Annotated in this window: 2 protein-coding genes and 1 pseudogene; all 3 read right to left on the minus strand. The window is 34.6% G+C overall.

Annotated features, from left to right (window positions below; all coding sequences use genetic code 11):
* Positions 1-243: 243 nt before the first annotated feature.
* Positions 244-522: a DUF4176 domain-containing protein gene (locus JI666_RS20825; RefSeq protein WP_206895004.1), complete on the minus strand. Its 279-nt coding sequence runs from the start codon at positions 520-522 to the stop codon at positions 244-246.
* On the minus strand, positions 522-1,259 hold the full coding sequence (locus JI666_RS20830) for a hypothetical protein (protein ID WP_206895007.1): 738 nt from the start codon (positions 1,257-1,259) through the stop codon (positions 522-524). Before JI666_RS20830 ends, JI666_RS20825 begins: the two co-directional genes overlap by 1 nt.
* Positions 1,260-1,283: 24 nt before the next feature.
* Positions 1,284-2,093 (minus strand): annotated as a pseudogene (locus JI666_RS20835) (hypothetical protein); the annotation flags it as partial.

Here is a 2,093-nt window from a genome sequence, read left to right on the forward strand (position 1 = left end):
TAAGCTGTTTATTCTGGAAGAATTCATTTTGTATACCTTCAAGTTTAGTTAAGCTAGATTGTAGGCGGATAAGCTGAACTTGTTTTTCAGCTACTTCGGGAAGTGGGGGTCAGGTAGGTGCCTGACCCCCTCCGACGTAATCATCGAATTAAAACCCATTTATATTTCCTTTCATATGCAAGGGACACAAAAAAATCCCTCAATATGTTTTATGACATAGAAGAGGGACTGTGAATATATTTTTTATACTTCTTTCAATACTTCCTGTAATTTCTCCTCTTCATCATTTTTAAATTCCTCAAAAATAACTTGAGCAATGTTTTCGTGATTAAAAAGGTAAGTATGCTCTTGATCAATAAAACCTTCTGGGTAAGGTACACCTAAGTAGTCGTACATATCGAGGTCTTGCTTATTTTCCACTTTTTCTTCATCTAGGTGAAGCTGTTTTCGACCGTAAATCATTAGTTTTTTGTTGCCACCGTCTAGTAAGACGATGGTGCCGTTTGGGAGTAGTTTTATCATTATTTGTATACAACACCTTTTCTTTCGTACTTTTTAAGTAAATTTTTATCAGAAGGTTTATCAAAGAATACTAATCTCATATTTGTTTTCATAAAAAAGTATTTATGAATGTACTTTGCAGCGAAGTACGATAGGAATAGAGTGAAAATTACTGTTGCGATCAAAAACACACTATGCATACCTTTTTCACTACCTTTGGAAGATTGAAATATAATGTAGCCAATACCAGGGGCTGCAGTTAAAAGAGGAATAAACCTTGTATTGTTATACCATTTGTTGGATTCCTCTCTTTTATAATTTATTTCAGAATATTTTTCGATTTGATATTGAATCAGAACGGCAATAAGTATTATATGTACTATTGAAAACACAATATAGAACCATAGATTTGATATTTCGACAAATACATATGAAACTTTTATGCTAGTGATGAAATTACATATTGCTCCTATTATAGAAAAAACACCCATAAACAAAGTGGTTTCCATCTGTGTTGTGTAAGGGTTTTTGAATAACAATCGGATTAACCATAAATGTATAAAAATGATTAGTGGAATAGTTATCATGTAAATCAAGTCATTTTTTGGATAGAGCAAAGGAACAGCACTCATATCAAGCAATACGAGACAAAACATCGTGATTGTTAACTTTGCACTATCAGGTGATATCATAATGAGGTGTTCCTGCATATAATTTGGAAGGTTTCTAGTTTTTTTGTTTTCAGGAATTTTAAGCATAATAACCTCCTCTATACCTTTAAATTAATTAACAATACTCTCGGCAGTATCGTTGAACCAACTAGCTACTGATTGTACTCCATTTTTAACATGATCGCCAATTGATTTATTATTTATCTTAATACCATCTAATACATAGGAAACAGTTAAAGATGCTGCGACTGTGACTGCTGTTCCAAATAATACTGGTGCACCTGCGCTTACAGCTAACGCAGCAAATGCGCCTCCGACAGCCAGAGTAGCTGCACCGATCGCTACATCAATTACTGCATCTCCAACAATTTTGCTTGAGCTTTCATCGTTCTGAATATTTTTTCTTGCATTATCGATCGTAGTGATACCTACTCCTAGCCATCCAATTTTACTTTTTACAGCACTAATCGCTCCTGCTTTACCATTTAGAAATTTAGAAACATTTAAATTAAGAGAATTCCCTCTATTTACTTGGGATTTGATGTACTTTTGAGTAAAGGTCTTAAAATTTCGTCCATTTTTAGGAGCGGTTTTAAATTTATTGTACTTTGATTCGTAAACTAGATGTTTAACTTTATCTGATTTACCGACTTTCTCTATCCTAAAACCTCCTTTAACTTCTCGCCCTGCTGAATAAAAGGCAAAACCATCAGTAGCTAGTCTATATGCTCCGCTTGGTCCTTTAAAAGGTGCTATAGGATCAAAACCAACATCAACCGACTTCTTCGCCTGAACAGCCTTCCCAACCGTACTCGTCCCAGATGAATCAGAAGACACTCCACTCATCACCGTCTTATAAGCTGGAATAGCACTCATCGTTCCTACCTGATAATTACTTACAGAAATATCTCCACTTTGAAA

It is taken from the genome of Bacillus sp. NTK071, assembly GCF_017303315.1.
Lineage (GTDB): Bacteria > Bacillota > Bacilli > Bacillales > Guptibacillaceae > Guptibacillus.

What these genes read in the sequence shown, in the direction of transcription:
- JI666_RS20830 (WP_206895007.1), bottom strand. Translation starts at nt 1,259, where the DNA reads ATGCTTAAAATTCCTGAAAACAAAAAAACTAGAAACCTTCCAAATTAT.
- JI666_RS20825 (WP_206895004.1), bottom strand. Translation starts at nt 522, where the DNA reads ATGATAAAACTACTCCCAAACGGCACCATCGTCTTACTAGACGGTGGC.